This is a genomic window from Pontibacter sp. E15-1, assembly GCF_022601975.1.
Taxonomy (GTDB): Bacteria; Bacteroidota; Bacteroidia; order Cytophagales; family Hymenobacteraceae; genus Pontibacter.
Genome location: NZ_JAKVIR010000013.1, coordinates 138,601 through 162,442, shown reverse-complemented (window position 1 = coordinate 162,442; position 23,842 = coordinate 138,601). Strand labels below are relative to the sequence as shown.

Annotated in this window: 23 protein-coding genes and 1 tRNA gene; 12 read left to right on the top strand and 12 right to left on the bottom strand. The window is 55.7% G+C overall.

Translation table 11 applies throughout. The annotated features are described in order from the left end of the window. Window positions 1-100 precede the first annotated feature (100 nt). The 4 genes from MKJ04_RS11055 to MKJ04_RS11040 all read left to right on the top strand — a co-directional run bounded on the left by MKJ04_RS11055 (window position 101) and on the right by MKJ04_RS11040 (window position 3,374). Complete coding sequence (locus tag MKJ04_RS11055; RefSeq protein ID WP_241641696.1) at window positions 101-1,411, top strand: sulfatase-like hydrolase/transferase; 1,311 nt, start codon at window positions 101-103, stop codon at window positions 1,409-1,411. Window positions 1,412-1,437: 26 nt separating this feature from the next. Continuing rightward, window positions 1,438-2,181 carry a YHYH protein gene (locus MKJ04_RS11050; RefSeq protein WP_410896822.1) on the top strand — a complete coding sequence of 248 codons (744 nt, stop codon included), beginning with the start codon at window positions 1,438-1,440 and terminating at the stop codon, window positions 2,179-2,181. Window positions 2,182-2,242: 61 nt separating this feature from the next. After that, on the top strand, window positions 2,243-2,755 hold the full coding sequence (locus MKJ04_RS11045; protein WP_241641695.1) for a toxin-antitoxin system YwqK family antitoxin: 513 nt from the start codon (window positions 2,243-2,245) through the stop codon (window positions 2,753-2,755). Further along, window positions 2,727-3,374 carry an SCO family protein gene (locus MKJ04_RS11040; protein WP_241641694.1) on the top strand — a complete coding sequence of 216 codons (648 nt, stop codon included), beginning with the start codon at window positions 2,727-2,729 and terminating at the stop codon, window positions 3,372-3,374. The genes MKJ04_RS11045 and MKJ04_RS11040 overlap by 29 nt, the downstream gene beginning before the upstream one ends. Before the next feature lie 293 nt (window positions 3,375-3,667). Here the strand turns inward: MKJ04_RS11040 and MKJ04_RS11035 are convergent, their stop codons facing one another. The 7 genes from MKJ04_RS11035 to thpR all read right to left on the bottom strand — a co-directional run bounded on the left by MKJ04_RS11035 (window position 3,668) and on the right by thpR (window position 11,508). Next, entirely contained in the window at window positions 3,668-5,134 is a 1,467-nt protein-coding gene (locus MKJ04_RS11035) for a sodium:solute symporter (protein ID WP_241641693.1), read from the bottom strand. A gap of 127 nt (window positions 5,135-5,261) precedes the next feature. Continuing rightward, the gene (locus tag MKJ04_RS11030) at window positions 5,262-6,278 is read right to left on the bottom strand and encodes an MBL fold metallo-hydrolase (RefSeq protein ID WP_241641692.1); all 1,017 of its coding nucleotides are present in this window, start codon (window positions 6,276-6,278) and stop codon (window positions 5,262-5,264) included. 234 nt (window positions 6,279-6,512) lie between these two features. Beyond that, the gene (locus MKJ04_RS11025; RefSeq protein WP_241641691.1) at window positions 6,513-7,187 is read right to left on the bottom strand and encodes a hypothetical protein; all 675 of its coding nucleotides are present in this window, start codon (window positions 7,185-7,187) and stop codon (window positions 6,513-6,515) included. Window positions 7,188-7,299: 112 nt separating this feature from the next. Further along, on the bottom strand, window positions 7,300-9,135 hold the full coding sequence (locus MKJ04_RS11020) for a M61 family metallopeptidase (protein WP_241641690.1): 1,836 nt from the start codon (window positions 9,133-9,135) through the stop codon (window positions 7,300-7,302). A 551-nt stretch (window positions 9,136-9,686) separates the two neighbouring features. Then, window positions 9,687-10,376: a class I SAM-dependent methyltransferase gene (locus MKJ04_RS11015; protein WP_241641689.1), complete on the bottom strand. Its 690-nt coding sequence runs from the start codon at window positions 10,374-10,376 to the stop codon at window positions 9,687-9,689. Between the two features lie 34 nt (window positions 10,377-10,410). Then, window positions 10,411-10,902: a CinA family protein gene (locus MKJ04_RS11010; RefSeq protein WP_241641688.1), complete on the bottom strand. Its 492-nt coding sequence runs from the start codon at window positions 10,900-10,902 to the stop codon at window positions 10,411-10,413. A gap of 60 nt (window positions 10,903-10,962) precedes the next feature. Continuing rightward, window positions 10,963-11,508, bottom strand: a complete 546-nt coding sequence (gene thpR / locus MKJ04_RS11005) for an RNA 2',3'-cyclic phosphodiesterase (protein WP_241641687.1) — start codon at window positions 11,506-11,508, stop codon at window positions 10,963-10,965. Between the two features lie 111 nt (window positions 11,509-11,619). On the opposite strand from thpR, the gene MKJ04_RS11000 reads away from it, so the two are divergent. The 3 genes from MKJ04_RS11000 to MKJ04_RS22780 all read left to right on the top strand — a co-directional run bounded on the left by MKJ04_RS11000 (window position 11,620) and on the right by MKJ04_RS22780 (window position 13,815). Next, window positions 11,620-12,333, top strand: coding sequence for a phosphatase PAP2 family protein (locus MKJ04_RS11000; protein WP_241641686.1), 714 nt, complete (start codon window positions 11,620-11,622; stop codon window positions 12,331-12,333). Between the two features lie 119 nt (window positions 12,334-12,452). Beyond that, window positions 12,453-12,534 (top strand) — tRNA-Leu (locus MKJ04_RS10995). A 498-nt stretch (window positions 12,535-13,032) separates the two neighbouring features. After that, complete coding sequence (locus MKJ04_RS22780; RefSeq protein WP_262918074.1) at window positions 13,033-13,815, top strand: LuxR C-terminal-related transcriptional regulator; 783 nt, start codon at window positions 13,033-13,035, stop codon at window positions 13,813-13,815. Between the two features lie 181 nt (window positions 13,816-13,996). Here MKJ04_RS22780 and MKJ04_RS10980 read toward each other — a convergent pair whose 3' ends face one another. The 4 genes from MKJ04_RS10980 to MKJ04_RS10965 all read right to left on the bottom strand — a co-directional run bounded on the left by MKJ04_RS10980 (window position 13,997) and on the right by MKJ04_RS10965 (window position 18,188). Next, the gene (locus MKJ04_RS10980) at window positions 13,997-15,634 is read right to left on the bottom strand and encodes an ArnT family glycosyltransferase (RefSeq protein WP_241641685.1); all 1,638 of its coding nucleotides are present in this window, start codon (window positions 15,632-15,634) and stop codon (window positions 13,997-13,999) included. 4 nt (window positions 15,635-15,638) lie between these two features. Next, window positions 15,639-16,292 carry a lipid-A-disaccharide synthase N-terminal domain-containing protein gene (locus tag MKJ04_RS10975; RefSeq protein ID WP_241641684.1) on the bottom strand — a complete coding sequence of 218 codons (654 nt, stop codon included), beginning with the start codon at window positions 16,290-16,292 and terminating at the stop codon, window positions 15,639-15,641. Next, window positions 16,279-17,031 carry a glycosyltransferase gene (locus tag MKJ04_RS10970; protein ID WP_241641683.1) on the bottom strand — a complete coding sequence of 251 codons (753 nt, stop codon included), beginning with the start codon at window positions 17,029-17,031 and terminating at the stop codon, window positions 16,279-16,281. The genes MKJ04_RS10975 and MKJ04_RS10970 overlap by 14 nt, the downstream gene beginning before the upstream one ends. A gap of 98 nt (window positions 17,032-17,129) precedes the next feature. Beyond that, window positions 17,130-18,188: an NAD-dependent epimerase/dehydratase family protein gene (locus MKJ04_RS10965; RefSeq protein WP_241641682.1), complete on the bottom strand. Its 1,059-nt coding sequence runs from the start codon at window positions 18,186-18,188 to the stop codon at window positions 17,130-17,132. Between the two features lie 266 nt (window positions 18,189-18,454). Here MKJ04_RS10965 and MKJ04_RS10960 point away from each other — a divergent pair, with 266 nt between their 5' ends. From MKJ04_RS10960 to MKJ04_RS10940, 5 genes are all read left to right on the top strand, one after another. After that, window positions 18,455-19,135 (top strand): response regulator transcription factor, encoded by a 681-nt coding sequence (locus MKJ04_RS10960; RefSeq protein WP_241641681.1) that lies wholly within the window; start codon window positions 18,455-18,457, stop codon window positions 19,133-19,135. Next, window positions 19,132-20,373, top strand: a complete 1,242-nt coding sequence (locus MKJ04_RS10955) for a sensor histidine kinase (RefSeq protein WP_241641680.1) — start codon at window positions 19,132-19,134, stop codon at window positions 20,371-20,373. Before MKJ04_RS10960 ends, MKJ04_RS10955 begins: the two co-directional genes overlap by 4 nt. Before the next feature lie 82 nt (window positions 20,374-20,455). Then, on the top strand, window positions 20,456-21,145 hold the full coding sequence (locus MKJ04_RS10950; protein WP_241641679.1) for a phosphatase PAP2 family protein: 690 nt from the start codon (window positions 20,456-20,458) through the stop codon (window positions 21,143-21,145). 63 nt (window positions 21,146-21,208) lie between these two features. After that, window positions 21,209-21,784, top strand: a complete 576-nt coding sequence (locus MKJ04_RS10945) for a SixA phosphatase family protein (protein ID WP_241641678.1) — start codon at window positions 21,209-21,211, stop codon at window positions 21,782-21,784. Window positions 21,785-21,906: 122 nt separating this feature from the next. After that, a complete protein-coding gene (locus tag MKJ04_RS10940; RefSeq protein ID WP_241641677.1) occupies window positions 21,907-23,190 on the top strand; it encodes a DUF389 domain-containing protein in 1,284 nt (427 codons plus the stop codon). Here MKJ04_RS10940 and MKJ04_RS10935 read toward each other — a convergent pair. Further along, window positions 23,182-23,613 carry an RDD family protein gene (locus MKJ04_RS10935; RefSeq protein ID WP_241641676.1) on the bottom strand — a complete coding sequence of 144 codons (432 nt, stop codon included), beginning with the start codon at window positions 23,611-23,613 and terminating at the stop codon, window positions 23,182-23,184. The genes MKJ04_RS10940 and MKJ04_RS10935 overlap by 9 nt on opposite strands. Window positions 23,614-23,842 lie beyond the last annotated feature (229 nt).

Sequence of the window (23,842 nt, the reverse complement as noted above, 5' to 3'; positions counted from 1 at the left end):
TTTTGGGCGCTGCCGATTGCTCAGTTTAAGATTGTTTAGTTTAGGTATTGGGACTTGCTAAGGAGCGACTAATTAAACTTACCCATACATGATAAAACACATGGCAGCAGCTGCAATCCTCATGCTTTTGCTTTGCTCCGTTTCCTGCAATGAGGACGCCCCTGTTAGCCCAACTGCCCTTGATACACCAAATGTCGTGTTAATTATTGCCGATGATATGGGTTGGGATGCTTTCGGGAAATACCCAGGCACGAACGGACAGAAAGCAAAGACGCCCGTATTGGATTCTTTGGCGCAAAGCGGCATTACCTTTACTAATTTGTGGGTAAACCCGGAGTGCTCACCTACACGAGCCAGCATTTTCACGGGCAAGTATGGCTTTCGCACCGGCGTTGGCTCGGCTATAGGAGGTAAAACCGGAGGACTGAATTCATCCGAAACGCTGCTGCAAAAATTCATCAACGACAAAACAGGCAACCAGTATGCCACGGCTGTCATCGGAAAATGGCACATGAGCAACAACACGCAGTTAGCTGCGCCTGAACAATTTGGCGTTGGTTATTATTCAGGGATTTTCACGGGTACGGTGCCAAGCTATTACAACTGGACAAAAACCTCCAACGGCCAACAGACTACTGTCACCACCTACGCGACTACATACTTTATAGACGATGCCATGCGATGGGTTGAGGAACAGCAGAAGCCATGGTTTTTGACCTTAGCCCTGAACGCGCCACATACTCCTTTTCACCGCCCGCCCTTACACCTCATATCCGATAAAACCCTTGCCGATGATGCCGCCACCATCCACAGCAACAAGCTGCCATATTATCTGGCTGCCATCGAAGCTATGGATACTGAGTTGGGCAGGTTCTTCCATAGCCTTACCGAGGAGCAGAAAAAGAACACGCTCATCATTTTTGTTGGCGACAATGGCACAGGCACGCAGGTGGCGCAGGCTCCCTCCGCATCCTATACCTCTAAGGGCTCTTTGTGGCAGGGAGGTATAAACGCACCCATGATTGTAAGTGGGTATGGAGTTGCCCGCCAGAACACAACGGATCATTCGCTTGTAAACGGAACGGATCTGTATGCCACGATTGCAGATGTAGCCGGTGCCGGCGTGAACCAGATTCATGATAGCTACTCGCTCAAATCTTTGTTTGGGGAGCCAAATGCGTCTCAAAGGAAGTATGCGTACAGCGAGCTTTTTGGTGCGGGTGACGGAGGGGAGGGCTGGACCATGCGCGACAGCAGGTATAAACTTATCCACCTGACTAACGGAAACGAATATTTCTATGATCTAAGCGTCAATCCGTTTGAAACCAGCAATTTGTTCTCCACTACGTTATCTTCTGAGGCAAGTACTGCACTGAATGCCATTCGAACTGAAAAACTGCAACTTCAATGAAATCAATGAACCCTTTAAAGAACACCATGCTATTTCTGAATTTTGTTATGCTACTCTTCATCATATCCTGTAAGGATAGCGCTGATTTTGCACCCGCCAATGAGGAAGTCCCGGAAGTGTATAAGAAGTTATATGGCGCGAGCAGCATTACGACTGATGGCACCTATGTCATCATCAAAACAACCGGCGCACCCGACCACAAAAGTGTCTATTATCCTAGCACAAGCAGCCTGTACGAGAATTTCAGCGGCAGTACTACCTATGCTGGCACTACGTACACGTTCAGGAAGAACCCGAACACCATTGGCTCTTTCAATTATACCTTCAAGATACCCTTATACCCCGAAGTTGCCGCCTCGCATGCCGCCACGCCGTTGGGTGCTATTGGGGTTTCACTCAATGGTGTGCCGTTTTACAACCAGTATGCCGGGCCTAACCAACCCTTAACAAACGAGTTTCAGAGTTTTGACCAGTACTCAGGGCATCCAACTGCGAACAGTAATTACCATTACCACCTCGAGCCGATCTACCTCACCACTGTAAAAGCCACGAAGTCATCTCTGTTAGGCTTTCTGCTGGATGGTTTTCCGGTGTATGGCCCTGTAGAGAACGGAGCAGCCGTTACTAATGCTATGCTGGATGCCTACCACGGCCATACCCACGCCACTGAAGATTACCCTGAGGGTATATACCATTACCACATCACCGATGCAGATCCTTACATCAACGGAAGCGGATTCTATGGCACGCCAGGCACGGTTACGCAATAGCGTTACGGCACTGCTCTTAGCTGTTCTGGTTTGGGGATGCACGCAGAACCCGTCAGAGAACTTGGCTAAAAGCCCCACAGTGTTACTGGACAAGAATGCGGGACCGCTACGCATTGACAATGGAGTGCTGCTTGTTGACGGAAAGCCTTTCAGCGGGAGGCTGTATACCCTTTTTGAATCCTTAGCGGATACGGCCGAGCTTGCCAGCTACCAGAATGGGAGGGAGCATGGGGAGTGGAAGAAATTTTATCCTTCAGGGCAACTCAGGGAAAAGCGCTTTTTCGAACAGGGCCAAAAGACTGGGGAATACATCGCCTGGTGGGAGAACGGAGAAAAGCAGCTGCATTATTTTTTCAAGGACGATGAGTATGAAGGTAGCTGCAAGGAGTGGAACGAGGAAGGCCGGTTGGTGAAGGCCATGCACTACAAGAATGGCCACGAAGAAGGCCCTCAACAATTATGGTATGACAACGGAAAGATCAGAGCAAACTATATTATCGAAAATGGCAGGCGGTATGGCTTGCTGGGCACCAAAAACTGCGTTAATGTATCGGATAGTGTCTTTAGCAAGTAGCCTGCTGCTGTGTGCTTTGTTGATTTCCTGCTCGCCCCAAGAGAAAGCCAAGGCGCTGCCGTACTACAATACCCCGGATTTCACCCCACAGTTTATTTCTGACGGGGATGAAGCGGCACAGAAAATTGAGCATGTCATCAGCCCCTTTTCCCTCACCAACCAGCACGGCCAGACTGTCACAGAGCAAACCATAGCGGGAAAGGTACACGTTGCTAATTTCATATTCACCAGTTGCGGGAGCATTTGCCCGGTCATGATGCAGCATATGAAGCTGGTGCAGGAAAAGTTTGGTGATAACCCTGATGTTGTCATACTATCGTACAGCGTAACGCCCTGGATTGACACGGTAAGCCGTTTGAATGACTACGCTGAGGCGAACGAAATTGTATCCCCCAACTGGCATTTGCTTACAGGAAACAAATCGGAGATCTACACCCTTGCCAGAACGTCATACTTTGCCGAAGAAGATTTGGGCTTCACCAAAGACAGCACCGAGTTCTTACATACCGAGCATGTTTTGCTAATCGACCAATCGAAAAGGATACGGGGGATTTACAATGGCACGCTTCAACTCGAAATTGAACAAATGATGGAGGACATCGGCACATTACTGAAATAATTTAGCGCTGCTCATACAGTTTGGCTAACCCATACAGCGCACGTGCCAATGTTCGCATCCTCCTAAATGCAAAGTATAGTTTTGCCAGTGGTGTAGCACAAACGAAGCACTTTGAATATGACAGGACTTTCGCATCTAATCGAAACACGGAGCAAACGCAGTCTGTAGCCTGCCCTTGTTGCGTCTTTTAACCAACAACTTGTTGGTTAAAAGACGCAACAAGGGCAGCTTTGCGAAAGTCCTGATTGATATAAATTTATCGTGTGTCTTGATACGTGCGTCCCTCACATTACTTACTGCTGCGCCAGCTCCAGTTCCCCCACCTTGCCCGACGATACCGCAATCAGGCCCATAAACGTCAGGAAGCCGTTGAGGATGAGCACCTCAAACCCGAACTCATACCCCCAAAACCAGTCGACGGAGTTATAGCTGATGATATAAGTAAGCATGGGGGCAATGAGACAAATGCCGGGCACAAACCTGTCGCGGACGGCGCGCTTGGTATATAAACCGAAGCTGTAAAGACCCAGCAACGGACCATAGGTATAGCCAGCCACCTTAAACACGGCCGTCACCACGTTGTCGCTGTTCAGCACGTCGAAGGCCAGGATCACCAGCACTAGCAGCACCGAGAACCCCACGTGCACGATGTAGCGCAGCCGCACCCGCTCGTGCTCGCTCCGGTCTTTAAAGTTGAGGAAATCCACGCAGAACGAGGTGGTGAGGGCCGTCAGGGCGGAGTCGGCGGAGGCGTACGTTATCGCGATGATGCCCAGGATGAACACCACGCCCACCACATGCGGGAAATATCCCAGGGCCAGGAACGGAAACAGATCATCGCCTTTGGCAGGCAGGGCAATACCCTTCGCGTTGGCGTAGAGGTAGAGCAGGGCCCCTAGCGAGAGGAACAGGATATTGACGAACACCAGGATGATGCTGAACCAGAACATGTTCTTCTGGGCTTCGCCGATATTCTTGCAGCTCAGGTTCTTCTGCATCATGTCCTGGTCCAGCCCCGTCATCACGATGGCGATAAAAGCGCCGGAGAAAAACTGCTTCAGAAAATACCGGCTGTCCTTCACATCCCAGAAAAACACCTGCGAGTAGTCGCTCTCGCTAATGGTGGTTACCATGCTCTGGAAGCCCAGGTTCAGCTCGTCCGAAATCAGCCAGATACTGGTGCCAACGGCCAGCAGCATGGCGGTGGTCTGGAAGGTGTCTGTCCAGATGATCGTTTTCATACCCCCCCGGAAGGTATAAACCCAGATGAGCGCGATCGTGATGATCACGGAGACAGCGAAGGGCACACCCAGATCGTCAAACACAGCCAGTTGCAGCACGCCCGCCACCAGAAACAGGCGGATAGCGGCCCCCAGCGTGCGTGAGAGCAGAAAGAAACCCGCCCCGGTTTTGTACGACCAGTAGCCGAAGCGCTGCTCCAGGTAGGTATAAATCGAGACGAGGTTGAGGCGGTAGTACAGCGGCATCAGCACCGTGGCGATCACGAGGTAGCCCAGCAGGTAGCCCAGCACCAGCTGCAGGTACGAAAACTGCGCCTTCTGCACCATCCCCGGAATCGACACAAAGGTAACGCCCGAAAGCGAGGTGCCGATCATACCAAAGGCCACCACATACCAGGGCGACTTGCGGTTGGCCAGGAAGAACGTCTCAGAGTCGGTATTCTTGCTGGTGAGGTAGGAGATGAAGATGAGCACAAAAAAGTAGGCGACGATCAGGCCAATGATAAGGGTTGGAGACATGGCAATTGCTAGGGTTCGTGAGCTCGCTGTTTAGCGCGTGTTTAATTTCGCTTCCAAAGTCGGAATTTAAGCGCGCGCTCAGGTCAAGTAGACAAATATAGCAAATTAATGCACCCATGTGCTGCCTTTACTGCAAGTCCTGCAACAGGAAAGGCTCCCCGATGGCAGGAATCTTCAGGCCCTGCAACATCCCCCCGGCGGCAATCTGCCGCAACAGGCGCACTGGCTCGCCCGGCGGCTCATCAGACAGGTCGAAGGTGCCGTAGTGCATGGGCAGGAAGGTGCCGCCATGCATCAGGTTATAGGCTTTCACGGCCTCGTGGGGGTTCATGTGGCTTTTGGCCATCAGAAACGCGGGCTTGTACGCCCCAACGGGCATAATGCAGACATCCATCGGCCCAAACAGCTCCTCTATCTCCTCAAAATGCGGCCCGAGGGCAGAGTCTCCGGCAAAGAAAAGGCTCACGGTAGGTGTTTTCAGCACGAAGCTTCCCCAGAGCACTTTGTTCATGTCGAGCACGCCGCGCCGGTGCCAGTGGGAGGCGGGCATAAAGTATACCTCTACCCCGCCGCCGGGCACCAGGTCATATTTCTGGTACCAGCCCGCTTCCTGGTAGGGCAACTGCGGATTGATGCTGCGCAGGATTTTCCCGGCCCGGAGGGGGGCAAGCGCCTTGAGTTGCGGGTTGTGCTGGAAGAGGGTGCGGATGGATTTTTTGTCGAGGTGGTCGCGGTGCCCGTGCGAGAGCAGCAGAAAGCTGATATCGCGGAGCTGCTCGGGCGGGCAGGGCAGCCCCACCCTGCGCGAGAGCGGCGGCACGTCGTAGAAAACAGGGTCTGTTAGGAAGGTGATGCCGCCCAGCCGGATAAAAAAGCTGGCGTGGCCCAGCCATACCACCATGTCCTTGTCCGAGTGGATGAAATCGGAGCCGTGGATGACATCGGGCACATAGGCATCGTCCTTTTTCTCCTCGCGCTGCGGGTTCCGGCTAAGTTGCCACCGGACAACGTTACTTAGATCAGGGGTATAAAGCTCGTCGCCGTTTGCAAAGCGGCCCTTGATGGTCTTGTTGCCCCGGTAATCGGGCTTAATGGTTTCGAGGCGCTCGTTTTTGACGTGGCGAATTTTACTGGTATGCTGCAAAGTTGTATGCTGTTTGTTTTCTGTTGTATTAACCCTGAAACGCTGCTCAAGGTTAGAACATTATGTGCATGCGCGTATAGATTGCGCGCCTCAGATGCCGTAACGGCCTTTACAGTACAACAGGCGCACACAGAACTGGAAAAGTGCGGAGCGTGAGGGAGATTTCAGCAACAGGAAAAGCGGACAGCGGCACCTGACCCAGCTGCTTTCAGAAAAGGGGCAACAGAAAACGGCTTAGTATCCGAAGCCGCCGGGGCCATAGCTCCCGAAGCCAGAGTTATAGTAGGGGTTGCCGTACGGCGACGCGCCGTTGGTATAGCGCAGCCCGCCGGTTACCGAGAGGTTGTCTGTGATTTTGTAGGTGGCGCGCAGGTCAGCGCCCATGCGCCCCGGGCTATAGAGGCCGTTGTAGTGCAAAGACTGGGCAGGCATATTGGAGAAATCCCGCCAGATGTTTCCGCTCAGGATCAGCCGGTCGGTGGCCAGGTAATCCACGCCTACGCTGGCCAGATACTGGCTTCCGCCGCCATTGCGGTACAGCACCGTGGTGCCCTCCGGAGTGGTAGCATTGGTGGTATAGGCCGAGAAATTCTGATACGTCAGGCCGGCAGTAACCCGAAACCTGCTGCTCACCTGGTAGCGCACCGACGGGGTGATGAACTGGCTGCTGCCATACCCACTGCTGAAGCTCATGCCAGTGGCCAGGCTGTAGCTCAGGCGCGGTCCGGTCCAGGCGGGTTTTTCTTTTGTGTCGGCTTCGGCGGCCTGAGCGGCCACCCTGCTGGCAGGCATGTCGGTAAGCACAGGCGCTGGCGCTGCATCCAGGCTAGGCTTTGTGTCCTGGGCCATGGCGTGGCTGCTTGTCCAGAGCAGGCATATCGCCCCGATTATCTTAGCTATGTTTTTCACGTGAAATTGCTGAGTGTCTTGTATATACTAAAGTTACGCGGAAAGTTGCTCAAATCAAAGGATCGCGCAGCTGGTTTCAGAACGCGCCTACCCGGCATTTGTTGCGAGGCCGCTACCGGACCTTGGTGCCCAGCCACTCCTGACGGTATTGCTGCATCTCGGGTGTCAGCTGCTTGCCGATGCTCTCATACAGCACTACCTCCAGCGTCGGCACCTCGTCCAGCACCAGCGTGGCAGCACGTGGGCGACCCAGGCGCAGGTAAGTCACCGGGATGCTGTCGCCGGGCTTATGCTTATGCAGCACCTTCTGCAGGTTTTTCTCCTTCCGGATCTTTTTGCCGTCCAGTGTCAGAATCCGGTCGCCTCTGTCGAGCCCGGCCGCGTAAGCCCCCGTGTTCACAGCGGTTCCGTCCGAGATAACAGCGCCTGCTTTGTCGTATTCCAACGAAACCATGCTGATCGTAGCCACGCCAGGCCTGGCTTTCCGCAACGCTAACCCGGCCTTCACCAGCAACGGAGCGAAATCAGGCAGTTGGCTGCCATACACGCTTTCCCTGAAAAACTGGCTGGCCCATGCCTTGTCGCCGGATACCTCGGCCAGCGTTTCTTCCAGGTCGGGCAGGGTATAGGGCTTCTCCGGCTTGCCGTACTTGAGCCAGAGCGCCCGCATAAAGTCGTCCAGCGTCTTGCTGTGCTTCTGGCGAAGCGTCATGTCCAGGGCCAGTCCCGTCATGCTGCCGTAGGTATAGTACGAGATAAAGGTGTTGTGGCGGTTTACGGGGTCCACGGAGCGGGCGGCATCCACAAAGGGGGCCTGCATGCTCATCTCCTGCAGACTGTGGTACTGCCGCCCCGGCGAGAGCAGCACGTAGTTCAGGTCACCGGCCAGGTCGGAGGCATATTTCCGGAGGTCGAAAATCCCGCTGCGGGCCATCACCAGGTCGCCGTAGTAGCTTGTGAAGCCCTCGGCCAGCCAAAGCGCCTCCGACATGTTGGCCTCCTGAAAGTCAAAAGGCTCCAGGCTCTTCGGCCGGATGCGCTCCACGTTCCACGCGTGGAAATACTCATGCGACACCGTGTTGAGCAGGCGGTCCATGGAGGCCTCCAGCGGGTTGGCGCTGGTCAGGATCGTGGAGTTGCGGTGCTCCATGCCATCGCCCACAGCCTGGGGCATGTAGCACCCGATAAAGGTATAGGTGCCATAGTCATAGGCTGGCAACTCCCCGAAAATGGCCTGCTGCTCGGCCACAATCTTTTTCACCTTGTCCACATACAGCTGAAACATTTCCTTCATGCTCTGGTGGTGCAGGGCCATCCGGATGGTCTTCGCTGTGCTGTTTTCCTGGATGGTCCACTCGGCCAGGTCAAAGTCACTCAACTCAGCGGGGCTGTCCATCAGGTACTGGAGGTTTGGGGCGGAGAAGGTATTGCCCTGCTCTGGTTTCAGTTGGGTGGCCACTTTCCAGTTTTTCCCCTCCAGGAGGCTAAACGTGACAAAGGCCGGCGACTGCTCATAACCTCGGGCATACAGGAGCGTGGCAGGCATGTTCAGGTGCGCGTGCGTTTCATCTACCCCGGCGTAAGTGCCGTCGGCATGGTCGGCAAACAGGGTATAGCTTAGGTTCACGGTGCCGTGGGCGCCTGTCACGCCCCACGTGTTGGTGGCAGTGCGAACAACATGCAACGGCTTGCCCTGCGCATCGGTGGCCCGCACGTTGTACACGTTCTTCGCGAACTCATGGATGGCATACCGCCCCGGCGAGGTGCGCGCCATCCATACGTGAAGGGTGTCCTGTTTCACCTCCGAGAAGGTGGCCTGTATCTCGGCCTCGTGGTGCACGGCGTTGGGGAAGGAGAGGGTATAGGCAGTTTGCTGCTGCGCCTGCGCGGTGTGTGCCAGCAAAAGCGTTGCTGCAAGGCCGAGCAGGCCGAAGATGTTGTGCTTCATGTGTGAGTAGAAAGGATCAGTCGTGGCATAAATATACTGTTTGTGCCGGTATGGTGCAATTTTGCATGGCCTGGGCAGTAAGCAGGAGAGAAGCATATTACAGCGCCCTGGCCCCAATGCCGCCAACTGAAGAGATTGCCGTTTGTTTTAAAGTAACGTGACCCGGGAATTACGGTAGTTTAAATAACTTCAAAATGAAGTTTCTTGCTAGTGAGGATATTCTGCTATCAGAACAAAGCAAAATGATTCCCAGTTTTTCCGGGAGGTACCTTGTAGGTGTTGCGGTGCCGAACGCAGTGAGGCAGCCTGAGCAGAGCGAAGGCAGCTTCAACTACACAGTGCCGAGCGGGAAAACGCGCCCTAGCTTAAGAAGGGCCCCTACCCCAGGCGTGGAGCGCAAAGCAAGCTATGGCAACAATGCTGTTCCAGTTTAGAAATAACCGCGATATTCCCCAGTTCACGCTAAAATATAAAACGGCTATGATTACATCATCTGACCAGCAAGTTGTGCGTGAGAGCCCGCAAAAACTTTTGTATTGATGGAGCTGGTATCACCCTTTCTTATCCCGGTCAGTAAGTTGCGCGGATGCCTTTCTCCGGAAAACCTTAGCCTGTACCATCCCCTTGAAAAAACTGCTGCTGTGCGTTTCCTCAAAACCAAGGGCCCTGAAGTGCGCACCATATGCCGGGAGTTGTTTTGCCTGCACGCCACTTACCAGCCCGAAAAAGCCATACATGCTTCGGAGCAACAGCCGCTGCCAGCGCGGTGGGGGCTGTTGCAGCGGCCAGAAATCGGCGAAGAGCCAGCTGCCATCCGGCACGAGGGCGCTCGCCAGCCTGGCCATCAGTTGTTGAAGCCGTGGGGGCGGAAACAGGTCTAAGAGAAAAGGGGTGAGCACGGCCTCGAACTGCTCGTGCGGCTGCAGGCTGTGCTCGGTGCCCAGCCGGAAGGAAACGGTGCACGGATGTGCCGGTTGGTAGCGTCGGTAGCGTTTTTTTGCGCGTCGCAGCATGGCAGGGGAGGCGTCGAGGTATAGAATCTCCAGTTGCCTGCCTGTTTGCAGCAACTGCCCCAGCACCCAGCCACTGCCCCCGCCAATCACCAGCACACGGCCTTTCCTGGGGAGGTATGGCATCAGGGCCTGTTGCGCCTGCTCCAGGGCTCGGCCATACACCACGTGGGCCAGGCGGTCATAGAACGGGGCTACGCGGTCGAAGCCGCTGTCGGGGAGGTAGGGCAAAAGGTTGGTATGAGGTTCGATGCAAAGGTACGCATCAGCGGGCATAGTGCTCGTCCAGAACGCCGCGCAGCTTCCGGAAAATGTAGTCGACCAGTTCCTTCCGGATGCTCTCGGCGCTTCCCTCGAAAACCTCCCGGAACTCCTCGGCCTTGCCGTCATACAGGAAAGACACGAACATGGTGCCCACAGGTTTTTCCGCCGTCTCAGAGCCGCCCTCTCCGGCCAGGCCGGTGGTGGCAATGCAGATGTCGGCGTCCAGCTGCTTTTTCAGGCCCATCACCATCTCGTTGGTCACCTGCTGCGACTCGGCCGTGTATAGCTCCAGCGTCTCTTTGCGCACGCCCAACAGCTTGTGCTTTACTTCGGGTTGGTATACCACCAGGCTCCCGAGCAGCACCTGGCTGCTTCCTTTGGCTTTCACGAACTCAGAGGAAAGCAGGCCCGCCGTGCAGCTCTCCGCAAAGGCCACGGTCAGTTCTTTGTCTTTCAGGTCCATCGTCAGTTTGGTCAGCTCTGTTTGGTTCATATAGGTGTTGGTTCAGGTTTTGGCACAGTGCTTATCATACTGTGTCTGGCGGTGGCGGGTTTAGCCCAGCCGGAAAGTTTTGAGCACAGAATAGACCGGGTGCGGCGAGGCCAGCTCCGACTGCCACAGCGCCACTTCCTGCACCCCGAGCGCCAACGGTGCCTCTGCCCGCACGATTGGCAGAACCTCTGGCAACGGGACGTCTTTCCGGAAACGCGCCAGCGTGACGTGGGGTATGGCCTTGCGCCGCTTTGGGGGGTGCGTGGCCAAGGCCGTGGTCAGCTCGTCACTCAGGGCGCTGAAGGCCTCGTGCGCTTCGAACCGGGCCCACACCAACCGGGGTCGCCTCTGGTTTGGCCCGGGCTCGGTGCACGCATAGTTCAGGGTGAAGGGAGCGTGCCGCGCGGCCACCTCCTGTATTTTTTCCTGAAAGGCACTGAGTTGCTGCACGGGCACGTTACCGATAAAGTAGAGCGTGAGGTGCAGATTGGAGCTGGGCACAAACCGTACGGAAGGGTGCCGGAAAGGCGCTAGCTGTTCTTCAAGCTGCGTTTTCAGCGCCTCGGGCAGGAGGGCTGCCACAAATAGCCGGATGCTGTCTTGCATGGAGGAAAGGGTATGGATTAAACAGGTATATGACCTTGACGTATCCTGATTACGTAGGAAAGGAGCAACATTGGTACGCGTACACCGCAGAAGAATTTAGAAAACGCACGTATGATCCGACGAATCTATAAGAAAGCAGTGGCTGGGGCCGCACTATTTACGATAGAGCTTATTTTTGTGTGGCTGCTTTTCCTGATCTGCATCATTGGCTTTCTGTACCTCGGTGCAGAAATCATGCAGGGGGAGACCTTGAACATTGACGAGGCGGCCTTTGGCTTTGCCGGGGAAATCGCAAATCCTTCCTTAGACATCTTCATCAAGGGAATCACCTTCTTCGCTTCCCGGCAGTTCCTGACGCCGGCGGCGCTGCTGTTGGTGGCGTATTTCCTGTTTGTGCGCAAGCACAGGTGGTATTCGCTCAAAGTGCCGGTTATCGCGCTGGGCAGCATTACCCTCAACATGGTGCTCAAGTTCTTCTTCGACCGGCCCCGCCCCCTGATGCCGTTGGTAGAGGCCTCTGGCCTCAGCTTCCCGAGCGGGCACTCCATGGTGGCGGCCTCGTTTTATGGCCTGATCATCTACCTGGTGTGGCACAATGTGCAACCGAAGCGGTGGCGAAATATTTTTGTGGCTTTTTTAATGATTTTTGTGCTCCTGATCGGCTTTAGCCGGATATACCTGCGGGTGCATTACGCCACCGATGTGCTGGCTGGTTTTTCTGCTGGCTTTCTGTGGGTTATCATCGGTATTTATACCCTGCGCCGCATCGAGAGACTGTCCAAAAAGGAGCTTAACCCGGTTGTGGAGGAGGAAACAGTAGTCTGACCGGCTGATTTTTTTTAGAGGGGGTATTGCATATATAAAACTACCGCTTACCTTTGCAATCCCAACCAACGACTAGGGTTTAGCGTTTTTGGGTGTTACGCAGTAACAAATTGAGTTTCGCGCACGTGGCGAAACTGGTAGACGTGCAGGTCTCAGAAGCCTGTGCCTTCGGGTGTGGGAGTTCGAATCTCCCCGTGCGCACTACAACAATTAGCAAAAGCCAGTCCTCGGACTGGCTTTTGTGTTTTCGGGCCTTTCCAGACGATGACTGACGCTTAAATCGCCGGCTGTCCGTAAAACAGAAATCCCCCTGCATTTTGGTGCAGGGGGATTTCTGTTTTATACCGGTTATAGGGATCTCATCATTAACGTTGACTTAGGGATGGCTTTAAGTTAAACTACTTATAATGAAGCTTTTATCCCTGAAGAAGTATAGGGAGTTTTAGCCCAGATTACGGCTATATTTAATGGGGCGTGCAACACGCACTGCTGTATCTTGAGGTAAGGTCAACCCAAAGCGAATTCGGGTGACAGATCTTCCATTGGGCAAGCGTTGAAATATTAGGTTTTCGGTGAGCGCCTCATTTTTAGAATCTACGTAAGTGATTCTATCACAACTATTTACTGTCCTATCTATCGGGTGCACTTGCTGCAGGCAAACCATTAGAGTTGTGGGCTGCACTTAAAAGTCAAAAGCAAATGAAGCCAGCTATAAATGAACAAGCGCAAAGAATCTGGAAAGTAATTTCTGAGAGGAATGGGAACGGAGGAGCCGTTACTGCAGAGAACACCAAATTTGAGCTCGAGCTGCATAAACGGCTTCTTTCCTTCTTTCAGGTAGGAGAGTATTACTATTTTATACTCAATGTAAGGGCCTTTTCCTTCGACCTGGTGAGTGCAGAGGTGACTTCCGTGCTAGGGTATGCGCCTGAAGAGGTAGACGTTGCATTTATAATGAGTATTATACATCCAGAAGATCAGTACTGGTTTCTGTCCTGTGAGAAAAAAGTCGGGGAGTTTTTCTCCGGGTTGACCTTGGAGCAGATACCGAACTACAAAGTCCGCTATGACTACCGCATCAGAAAAAAGAACGGGGAGTATATCCGGATTCTACAGCAGGTGGTCACCATACAGTTTGATGAGCAGGGGCATGTGCTGCGCACCCTTGGCACTCATACGGACATTTCTCATCTGAAGCAGGGTGGCGCCCCTGTGCTCTCCTTCATTGGCCTCAATGGGGAGCCCTCCTACACCATCGTTCCTGTTGAAAAAGTATGCCTTCCTGCTCACAACTTGCTTTCTGCAAGGGAAATAGAGGTGCTGTTATTACTTGCCCAGGGCTATAAGAGCGAAGAAATAGGAGAACAGCTTTTTATAAGCAAGAGCACGGTGCAGACGCACCGAAGGAACATCCTGCGCAAAACGGGTTGCAGAAGCACTCCGGCACTTATCTCCTTTGCTGTGAAATCAGGGGTGGTATAAAGTTCAAGTTAATCGAATAGAACATTAGCACGCCCGCGTTTTACAGGGCGGGCATCAGAGTAGTCTTATCAGGCTTTTAAAGTACCCGGGAGGACTCAGGTGTGCTAGCGTAAGTAAGGCCAAGGTTTTTAAAAAGCACTGCATCGTTTTCTCATTCAGTATTATACGTCCCGCGTTTACATCAATAATACACCACCCACTTGCCAACTTTTTGCTTATGCTGGAAGTAACGCGCCATCCAGGCCTGTTCAGGCGGTAGTTCGTTGCGCACCACCAGTACCGGTTGCCGCTCCAGCAGCGCCTTCACGCGTGTCAGGTCGTCGGGCTGGCCGAGTTCCAGCAGCAGCGAGCGCCAGGCTTCGTCACGCTCAAACTGCGTTTCGCGCACTAAGTCGTTGTTTTTGTTGTGGAGCGTGATCAGCTGCTTGTCGAGCTCGAAGGCAAGAGAGGGCAGCAGCTTGTCATATACCAGGATGTTGCGGTCCTGCAGTTTCCTGGCCGTGATCAAGTTTGCGATGTGCGTGCTTCCGTTGGTCATGCCGGGGTTGTTGCCCAGCAGGTGCGTAGAGTAGGGCAGGAGCAGTAGCGTGAATGCGAGGCTGCTCAGCAGGAGTTTATTGAGCGGCAGAGCATCGGAGCGCCAGAGCAGGAAAAGAATCGCCAGCATCAGGACAGGGTATAGCAAGGCCGCCCAGGGCAGACGTATGCCCACAGGCAGCACAGGAGCCACCAGAAGGGCGACGGCTAGCACGGCAAAGAACACCAGACTGCCGGCGGCGGCTTTTTTAACGGCTTTCGGGGCCAGGTTCGTCAGGAGCCAGGCCATCAGCAGCGCCATACCGGCAAACAGCGGCAGGATGTATAAGATGAGCTTGGAACTGGAGAAGGAGAAAAACACGAGCGGCAACAGTAGCCAAAGGATAAACAGCCTTTTCTGAGGCAAAGAAGGCTCACGTAACTTTTTATACTGCACCGCCAGAATGGCTGCCCACGGCAGACTCAGCGCCGGGGCCAGCACAATGTAAAACCACCACGGCTTAGACCGGCCGAACGCCTCGGGGTTGGCATAGCGCTGCACCGTGTGCTTCAGAAAAAAGTAGTCAAAGAATTTCGGGTCTTCCCAGATAAGGTAGCCATACCACGACGCCCCGACCAGCAGAAACAGCAGCACAGCTGGCAGGTGGTGCCATGCGTTTCTCCCCTTTGTATAGCCCGACACAGCTGGTTTCTGATAGCCAATGGCCACCAGCGCCGGGAAGATCAGCCCCACCGGTCCTTTGGTGAGGAAAGCGATGGCCAGCAGCAGGTAAAAGAGGTATAGCCAGCCAGCGGCATACCGGCTTTTATACCTCAGCCAGGCCCAGATGGCCGCCAGCTCAAAGGTGGTCAGGAAGGAGTCGGTGGTGAGGTTGCGGGCCGAGATCAGGACGGCGGGCATCGTGATGTAGACCACCACGGCAATCAGCGCCTGCTTGCTGTTCCGGAAAAGCAGCTGGCCGATCAGGTAGACCAGCAGGGCCTGCAGCACCAGCGAGACCTGCAGGAAAAACCTCGCCCCGAAGGGGTTTACCCCAAAAAGCTCCATCCCGAAAGCAGAAAGCATATAGGTAACGGGCGGCTTATGGAAGTGCTGGATGCCAAGCAGTCGCGGGTGCAGCCAGTCGCCGCTGCGCAGCATCTCGCGGCTGATCTCAGCGTAGCGGGCCTCGCTGGTCTCAATCACGCCCCAGCCTCCGGCATTGTAGAGCAGCAGCAAAAAGAACACGAACAGCAGGCCATACAGCAGCTGGCTACTGCGCAGGCGATCAGATTCTAGCATGGGTTTAGTTGGTAGTGGAGTGTTGTTGCGGCTGCGCCTCGCGCAACCCGATCATGAAATTGCGGCTATAGGCCACCACGCCAAAGATCTGCCCCAGGAAAAGCACGGGGTCGAGGCGGAGGACGGCGTAGGAGATGATCATGAGGCTGCCCACCAGGCTGATGACCCAGAACCCGTTGGGTATAACCGACTCCTGCGCCCGCTCCGAGTAGTACCACTGGTAGACGAAGCGCAGCGTGAAGACCAGCTGCCCGGCCCCTCCCCAGGCAATCAGCGCCCCGGAGATCTTGCTGTGCTCCATGATGTAACTGAAGCTATACTGCTCGCTCCAGAGCAGCCAGCCCGCCGCCAGAAACGGAAAGGCCACGGCTCCCCAGCGCACGGGCGGTGCCAGCGCGTCCCACATGTTTTTGAGCTTGATGTTGCGCAGGTAGATGAAATAAGAAATCACCTGCCCCCCGATGATGACGATGTCGTTGCGGAGCGCGCCATACACCATCAGCAGGATGGAGGCAATAAGGCTGGTAGTCCAGAACGAGGCAGGCGAGAGCACCTTTCCCGCCTTCTCCGACATGATCCACTGGATCAGGATACGGGCCGAGAAAAGGACCTGCGCCAGTAGCCCGACCCCATATATCAACAACTCAGATACGTCCATTCGAAACAGGCTGGTTCTCGAAAGCCTCGGCAATCTGGTAGTTGATGTAGCGCTTGCGCATCCACCTGAAGGCAAACGTGTCGTTTAAGGGCCCCCAGAGGCGGTTGAAGAGGTGATACTTGGAGTACCCGGCAAAGCGCTCGAAGTGCTGCACCGGCAGCTGCTTCACCCTGCCGCCCTGCAATTGGATCAGGGCAGGCAGGAAGCGGTGCATGCCGTCGAAAAAAGGAACGCGCTTGGCATATGCCGTATCCATGATCTTGAGTGGGCAGCCCGTGTCTTTTATCCCGTCGTTGATCATGCGCCGCCTAAAGCCATTGGCGATCTTCGACGACATTTTCTTCACAAAGGTGTCCTTGCGGCGGGCCCTGATGCCGATAACCATCTGGTAGGCGGGCAGAAACTCAAAAAACAGCAGGAAATCCAGGGGCGAGGTCTGCAGGTCGGAGTCGATATACCCGATGTGGGTGGTCTGGATGTGGTCGATGCCGGCTTTGATGGCGGTGCTCAGGCCCCTATTCCGGTCCAGGGAGATGAAGCTGTAGCCCGGTTTGCTGTGGCAGATTTCCCGTATCTGGCCCAGGCTGCTGTCGGTGGAGCCGTCGTTCACGAACAGTACCTGCGTGGGCACCGGGGCCTGTTGCAAAAAAGCGTCCATCGACTCGCAGAAGCGGGTCAGGCAGCCTTCCTCGTTGTAAACGGGGACAATGATGGTGAGCGTGGTGTCAGTCGTTGCCATGAAAGCAGGATTACGATATGGTATAATTTAATTCGGGTAAAAGCAGGGTGCGGCACGCGGGCTTGTTTTTGTATTTAACCCGTGCCTGTGTAAATAGTTCAGTCAGAGGCGTTCATCGCGTTTTTCGCCTGTTTGCCATGGTAAGCCAGATACCACGCTACAAATTGGGCCAGACCTTCCGCGAGCGGGGTGTCAGGGTGAAAATCGGCAGCGGCCTTCAGGTCTTCCACATCCGCGAAAGTGGCCTCCACGTCGCCGGGTTGCATCGGGTGCAGGTCAATGATCGCCTTCTTGCCGAGCAGCCGCTCAATGGTTGCGATCAGCTCCAGCAGGTGCTCTGGCTGGCTGTTGCCGATGTTGTAGATTTTATACGGGGCTGTCGGGGCGGGCGCTGGCAGCACGTCGATCAGCTTCACGATGCTGCGCACCACGTCGTCGATAAAAGTGAAGTCGCGGTGCATGTTTCCGTTGTTGAACACTTTGATCGGGGTGCCCGCCAGGATCGCCTTGGTAAAGCTGTAGTAGGCCATGTCGGGCCTGCCCCAGGGGCCATACACGGTAAAAAACCTAAGCCCCGTCATCGGAATCTGGTATAGGTGCGCGTAGCTGTGGGCCATTACCTCGTTCGCTTTCTTGGTGGCGGCATAAAACGAGATGGGCTGGTCCGTCTTCATGCTGGTTTTGAAAGGCGTCTCCTGGTTGAGGCCATACACCGAGCTGGAGGAGGCGAACAGGAGGTGCTTGATGTGGTGCTGCCGGCAGCTCTCCAGCACATTGGCGAAGCCAACGAGGTTGCTGGTCACGTATGACTGCGGATGGTCCATGCTGTAGCGCACGCCAGCCTGTGCTGCTAGGTTCACCACCACGTCGAAACGCTGCTCCTCAAAAAGCCTGTTCAGGGCAAGCTCGTCGGTCAGGTCAAGGTGAATGAAGGAAAGGCCCTCCTTTAGGTTGCTGCCCAGCAGCTGGTTGTAGCGGATGTCGTGCCGCTCAAAGCCCTGCAGGGCCAGGCGCCCATACTTCAGCATGGGGTCGTAGTACGACAGGATGGCATCGAGCCCCACCACCGTGCAGCCCAACTCCTGCAATGCCAGTGCCAGGTGGTGGCCTATAAAGCCAGCGCTGCCAGTTACTAAAACCCTAAGCCTCTTTGCCATACGTCACTTAAAAAGTTAACCGGTCTGCCAAGCCGCACGTTCGCAAGCTTCTCTGTTCCGGCTTCCAGGCCGTGCACAAGCCGGTGGGGTATACCCTGGCCGTGTGCAGGCCGGCTGTAAATATAAGGTGCAGAATCTGTAGAAAATCTGTACTTTCTGCCACATGCCACCAGGGCAGCGCAACATCCGGGTTTTTTACCTATACTTGCCCATACCCCTCAGCAAGAGTATATTGCCTATACCCTGCTGTTTTGAATAAAGTTAAGATGAAATTGCTTATTATCGAGGACGAGCCGCTTTTATTGGGCGAAATAGAAAATTACATGGCAGAACACGGCTTTCTGTGTGAGCACGCCACTACCTTTTCCTCCGCCCAGGAAAAAATTATGCTCTACCACTACGATGCCGTGGTGCTGGATATTACGCTGCCCGACGGCAACGGGCTTGAGCTGCTGAAGCAACTCAAGCGCCGGGGCTCTGAGGCGGGGGTGCTCATCGTGTCGGCCAAAGACTCGCTGCACGACAAGCTCACGGGCCTGAACCTAGGGGCCGACGACTACATCACCAAGCCCTTCCACCTGGAGGAGCTCAACGCCCGCATCAACGCGCTGATCCGGCGCAAAAGCTACCACGGCCACGAGGTGATGCAGGTGGACGACGCCCTCCACATAGACACGGCGGCCAAGGTGGCCTCCGTAAACGGGCAGGAGCTCACCCTGACCAAAAAGGAGTATGAACTGCTGCTCTACTTTGTGGTGAACCGAAAGCGCATGCTCAGCCACCAGTCCATTGCCGAGCACCTGTGGGGCGACAGCTACGACATGACCGACAACTACAACTTTGTGTACCTGCAGATAAAGAACCTGCGCAAGAAGCTCACCAGCGCCACCGGCCACGACTATATCAAAACCGTGTATGGGATGGGGTATAAATGGGCCACCCCATGACCCTGCTGCAGAAGACAACCCGCCTCTACGTTGCCGCCACCGCCCTGATCCTGCTGCTGGCGGGGTTCGCGCTGTTCCTCATCCTGCAGGCGAGCGTGCGCGACGAGATGGAGGAGGAACTGGCCCTGCAGGCAGAGCTCATCGCCGAAGACCTGGCGGCAGGGGAGCATTCGCACATCCCGCTCACCACCATTGTGGAGGTGCCGCCCGAAGCCGCCACGCGCAAAAGGGTTTTCGGCGACACGCTGGTGTATGACCAGGTGCAGCGCAGCGCCGAGGACTACTACTATTACACGGACGTGCACCCCGTCAATGGCAGGTTTTTCAAGATCACGGTCATGGACGCATACATGGGCTGGAGCCAGTACTATACCACCATACTGGTGGTTTTTTTGCTGATGGGGCTGCTCCTGGGCATCGCCGGGGCCGCCATTAACTATTTCCTGACCAGAACCATCTGGCACCCTTTCTTCGAGAACCTCCGGCGGCTGCAGGGGTTCTCGGTCAGTGCGGCGGCACCGCTGCAGCTCCACGACACGGGTATCCGGGAGTTCAGCGAGCTGAAGGAGGTGCTGGAGGAAATGGCCACCCGCAGCCGGCAAGAGTATAGGGCGCTGCGGGAGTTTACCGAGAACGCCTCGCACGAGATCCAGACGCCCCTGGCCATCATCCGGTCGAAGCTGGACAGGCTGGCCCAGTACCCCATGAGCGAAGAGATGTCGGAGCACATTGTGCATGCCAAGGTGGGCGTAGACCGGCTTACGCGCATGAACAAAAACCTGCTGCTGCTGGCCAAGCTGGATAACCGCGCCTTCCAGGACATCCAACCGGTGGATTTTAGCGCGGTGGTGCAGGAGCACGTGGACCTGATGGGGGAGCTTTTTGCCATGCGCGGCATCCTGCTGGAGGTAGACCTGATGCCCGTGGAGCTGGCTGCGCAGCAGTACCTGAGCGGGGTGCTGGTCTCAAACCTGCTGTCGAACGCGTTGCGGTATACACCCCAGGACGGTATGGCAACGGCCACCCTGTCAGCCGGGGGCTTCACGGTCACCAACTCCGGGGAGCCGCTTGATTTCCCGCCCGGGCAGCTGTTCGACCGTTTCAAGCGGAGCCATGCCCGCCCCGAAACCACTGGCCTTGGCCTGGCCATCGTGTTCGAGATCTGCAGGATGCACGCCTGGGTGCCTGATTATGGCTATGAAGAGGGGCAGCACCGGTTCACCATCCGGTTCCGGTAACGCCCTGCCCTCAGGCTTGGGGCCAGGAAAGCGACGCGCTATAAACGGGCGCGGCCAGCGGTGCGTACACTCTCTCTGAAAGATGGAGCGCCTGACTAAATTGTTTTTTCGCCTGTTGGCCCTGCTCACCGTGGAGGCGGCCGTGCTGTGGCTGGCTTTTGTCGGGTGCCTGCTGCTTTTCCTGTTTATGGCCAATACCGTGTTTGTGGCCCGCGACACCGTTTTGGACGAGATGCTTTTCCGGTTTGCCAGCAGCCATGCCTCGCCCCAAACCACACGGGTAATGAAAGTCATCTCTTTCTTCGCTTCCGCCGAGTACCTGATGGTAGTGCCCCCGCTGGTGGTGTTGGTGTTCTCTTTTTTTGAGCGGCTGCGCTGGTATGGCCTCAAGGTGCTGCTGATCTCCCTGACCAGCACCCTGCTGAACCAGGCCATGAAGCGCTATTTCGAGCGCCCACGCCCGGCCATTGCCCTGCTGGAGCAGTCGGGGCTCAGTTTCCCCAGTGGCCACGCCATGATTGGGGGCTCCTTCTATGGCTTGCTCATCTACATCGTGTGGCAAACTGTGGCCTCGCGGGTATGGCGCTGGGTGATTACCATCCTGCTCAGCCTGCTGCTCCTGCTCATCGGCTACAGCCGCGTTTACCTGAAAGTGCACTATGCCACCGATGTGCTGGCCGGCTACGCAATGGGGCTGCTCTGGCTGATCCTGTCGGTATACCTGCTGCGCAAAATCGAGGGTAGGTTTGTGAGGCAAATCAAGCAAGACTAAAAGATTAACTTTTTGTATCTTGTCTTGCAAACCGAAACACTCCACCTCAACCAACCGATGCGTATGAAATTACACCTACTCTTAAAACTGTGCTTTGCGCTCCTGCTGATGCTCAGCGTAGCCTGCCGCAGCAACCCGGCAAACGAGGCGATGGCGGCCGAGTCGGGCCAGGGGGCAATCGCCAGCCCTACCGTGATCTATGTGGTGCGCCATGCCGAAAAAGACGTCTCTGACCCAAAAAACGAGGACCCTGGCCTGACCCCGGCAGGGGTGGAGCGGGCCGAGGCCCTGCGCGCCACGCTGCAGGGGCAGGAGGTAGGGGCGCTGTATACTACCAAGTACATCCGCACCCAGAACACGCTGAAGCCCTTGGCCGAAGCCCGTCAGCTGGCGCTGGAGGAGTATGAGGCGCACGACTTTAATAGCCTGAAGGAAAAGATACTGGAAAAGCACCGGGGGGAGACGGTGGTGATTGCGGGCCACTCCAACACGGTGCTGCCGATTGTGGAGGCCTTTGGGGCGAACCGACCCGTGCCTACCATCCTCGACAGCTCCTACGACTTTCTCTTTAAACTGACCGTGCCCGCCACAGGCGCACCCACCGTGGAGACGAGCCATTTTGGGGCAGCCAGCAAGTAAAAGCGCTGTCATTGCCTTCCGTTTTGGAGCCGCCCCTGTTGCCTTGTGCCGCAGGGGCGGCTCCTTTTACAGATAGACCAACGCTTGCCAGAGCCGTAGGAAGTGCTAAAGCCAGAAATTGTATGCGCCAATTAACCATAAAAGTACCAACAGGAAAAGGAGCGGAAGTGAAAGAGAAGGCCCGGGAGCTCAACGGGAAAAACATAAGCGTGCAGGAGGCCGTGACTGCCGACCTGGTGACGGTATACCTGAGTAACAGCAATGTCAGCCAGTTCATCGCCAGTATAGATCACCTCGAGGACGCTGAGATCAACCTGGCGCCCCGCGGTTTTATCACGCTCTACCCGCCGCAGGGCGATGCCCCCGACCAGGTGACAGACGTGACCTACCGCAGCCCAATCGAGATATTCCTGGGAGGTTTGCAAAGCGTGGGATCCAAAACCGGCCTGCTGGTGTACTCGGTGGCTGGCGCCATACTGGTATGGGTGGGCCTGTATACCGGCACGAGCTATCTGCTGGTGGCCGCCATGCTGGTGGCCCCTTTCGCCGGCCCGGCCATGAACGCCGCGCTAGCCGCAGCCTCCGGCAAAACAGCGCTACTGAAGCGCAGTCTGCTGCGCTATTTCATGGCCATCGGCACGGGCGTGCTGGTAGCCTACCTGCTCTCGCTGTTCGTAGATCAGCAGCATGCCACGCCGATGATGGTGGCCGTAAGCCAGGTCTCTCAGCTTTCGGTGCTGCTGCCCCTGGTGGCGGGTGTGGCAGGGGGTATAAACCTCATTCAGTCGGAGCGCGACAGCCTCGTGTCCGGGGCGGCGGTGGGGATGCTGGTGGCGGCCTCGCTGGCCCCGCCCACCGGCCTGATCGGGATGGCGCTCCACTTTGGCAACTGGCAGCTGATCCGGAGCGGCGTTTTTCTGCTGATCCTGCAGTTGGCGGGTATACAGCTGTCGGCAGCGCTGGTGTTTCGGTATATGGGCAAGGTAACGGTGAAAGGAGTGCGCTTCGCCGATGGGCAGGAGAACGTGTTCCGGCTGAGTTTGGGCGTGTCGGTGCTGGTGCTGGCGGGGCTTCTGTACTGGCAGTTCTCCAGCCAGCCGGGACTTCAGAAATCCAGCCTGAACACGCAGATCACCGAGGTCATGCATAAGGCGCTCAGCGAAATGGAGGACGTGGAGGCCATTGAGGTAAACGCGCGCTTCACGCGCGGCACGCTGCCCGACCTGAACCCCGTCATCTGCGAGCTATACCTCTACAACCGCAACCCTTCCCGCACAGCCGAGCAGGTGAAGGCACAGGTGAGCGCACTGCTTTACAAGCGCATCAAAGAAAAGCACTTTAACGCCGATCCCATGTTCAGTATCACAGTGCTGGATTACGAGGGCAACAAACCGAGCTTACCGTAACACGACTCTGCTTTTCGAAAGGGCGTCATGGAAGGGAATGCCCGTGTTGGGCGTGCCGTTGGAAAGGAACCGCAGCAGGACAGTGAGGAGGGTGATGGGCTTGGCGAAATAGCGCACGCTGGCCGCCTTGAAACCGATGCGCTGCCCCGTGGCGGAAGTCACCCGCAAGCCAAGCAGGTACTTGCCCAGCGTGCCCTGGCAGGTGCAGCTCTCGGCACCCGCAAAGTAAAGCCAGCCCAGCAGCAGATGCAGCAGGCGCTCGGGCTTTAACAGCAGCGCCTGGTCATCGCTGCTAAACGTAAGCATGTCCGCGATGCCGACCAAAGCCAGGATGAGCAGCACATCCAGCGCAAGCGCCATCAGCCTTTTACTGAGGCTGGCCAGTTCTTCTTTACTGTCTGATGTGGTAGAAAACACCTGCATATGGATACCTTTTTCCGGGGATGACTTATACCGATATAAATAAACTAAGTTGCGGTAGCCTGATTTCTTTTACAACATGCCGCTTTCTATACCTAATGGCGCATAGGGGGTATGGCCGGAGGCAGCAACGGATCAGCTAGGTTTATACCTGATCGCCAGCGCCGGATTTAACGAAACAAAGGCTGCTGATTTCCCTAAAACTGAGTTCCAGGGTCGAATCCATCCAGTT

Excerpts from the sequence above, each read along its gene's own strand:
- MKJ04_RS10960 (WP_241641681.1), top strand. The coding sequence starts at position 18,455 with ATGAAATTGCTTATTATCGAGGACGAGCCGCTTTTATTGGGCGAAATA.
- MKJ04_RS10975 (WP_241641684.1), bottom strand. The coding sequence starts at position 16,292 with ATGGACGTATCTGAGTTGTTGATATATGGGGTCGGGCTACTGGCGCAG.
- MKJ04_RS10955 (WP_241641680.1), top strand. The coding sequence starts at position 19,132 with ATGACCCTGCTGCAGAAGACAACCCGCCTCTACGTTGCCGCCACCGCC.
- MKJ04_RS10965 (WP_241641682.1), bottom strand. The coding sequence starts at position 18,188 with ATGGCAAAGAGGCTTAGGGTTTTAGTAACTGGCAGCGCTGGCTTTATA.
- MKJ04_RS11050 (WP_410896822.1), top strand. The coding sequence starts at position 1,438 with ATGCTATTTCTGAATTTTGTTATGCTACTCTTCATCATATCCTGTAAG.
- MKJ04_RS11010 (WP_241641688.1), bottom strand. The coding sequence starts at position 10,902 with ATGAACCAAACAGAGCTGACCAAACTGACGATGGACCTGAAAGACAAA.
- MKJ04_RS11000 (WP_241641686.1), top strand. The coding sequence starts at position 11,620 with ATGATCCGACGAATCTATAAGAAAGCAGTGGCTGGGGCCGCACTATTT.
- MKJ04_RS11035 (WP_241641693.1), bottom strand. The coding sequence starts at position 5,134 with ATGTCTCCAACCCTTATCATTGGCCTGATCGTCGCCTACTTTTTTGTG.
- MKJ04_RS22780 (WP_262918074.1), top strand. The coding sequence starts at position 13,033 with ATGAAGCCAGCTATAAATGAACAAGCGCAAAGAATCTGGAAAGTAATT.
- MKJ04_RS10950 (WP_241641679.1), top strand. The coding sequence starts at position 20,456 with ATGGAGCGCCTGACTAAATTGTTTTTTCGCCTGTTGGCCCTGCTCACC.
- MKJ04_RS10935 (WP_241641676.1), bottom strand. The coding sequence starts at position 23,613 with ATGCAGGTGTTTTCTACCACATCAGACAGTAAAGAAGAACTGGCCAGC.
- thpR (WP_241641687.1), bottom strand. The coding sequence starts at position 11,508 with ATGCAAGACAGCATCCGGCTATTTGTGGCAGCCCTCCTGCCCGAGGCG.
- MKJ04_RS11055 (WP_241641696.1), top strand. The coding sequence starts at position 101 with ATGGCAGCAGCTGCAATCCTCATGCTTTTGCTTTGCTCCGTTTCCTGC.
- MKJ04_RS10940 (WP_241641677.1), top strand. The coding sequence starts at position 21,907 with ATGCGCCAATTAACCATAAAAGTACCAACAGGAAAAGGAGCGGAAGTG.
- MKJ04_RS10945 (WP_241641678.1), top strand. The coding sequence starts at position 21,209 with ATGAAATTACACCTACTCTTAAAACTGTGCTTTGCGCTCCTGCTGATG.
- MKJ04_RS10970 (WP_241641683.1), bottom strand. The coding sequence starts at position 17,031 with ATGGCAACGACTGACACCACGCTCACCATCATTGTCCCCGTTTACAAC.
- MKJ04_RS11020 (WP_241641690.1), bottom strand. The coding sequence starts at position 9,135 with ATGAAGCACAACATCTTCGGCCTGCTCGGCCTTGCAGCAACGCTTTTG.
- MKJ04_RS11040 (WP_241641694.1), top strand. The coding sequence starts at position 2,727 with ATGTATCGGATAGTGTCTTTAGCAAGTAGCCTGCTGCTGTGTGCTTTG.
- MKJ04_RS10980 (WP_241641685.1), bottom strand. The coding sequence starts at position 15,634 with ATGCTAGAATCTGATCGCCTGCGCAGTAGCCAGCTGCTGTATGGCCTG.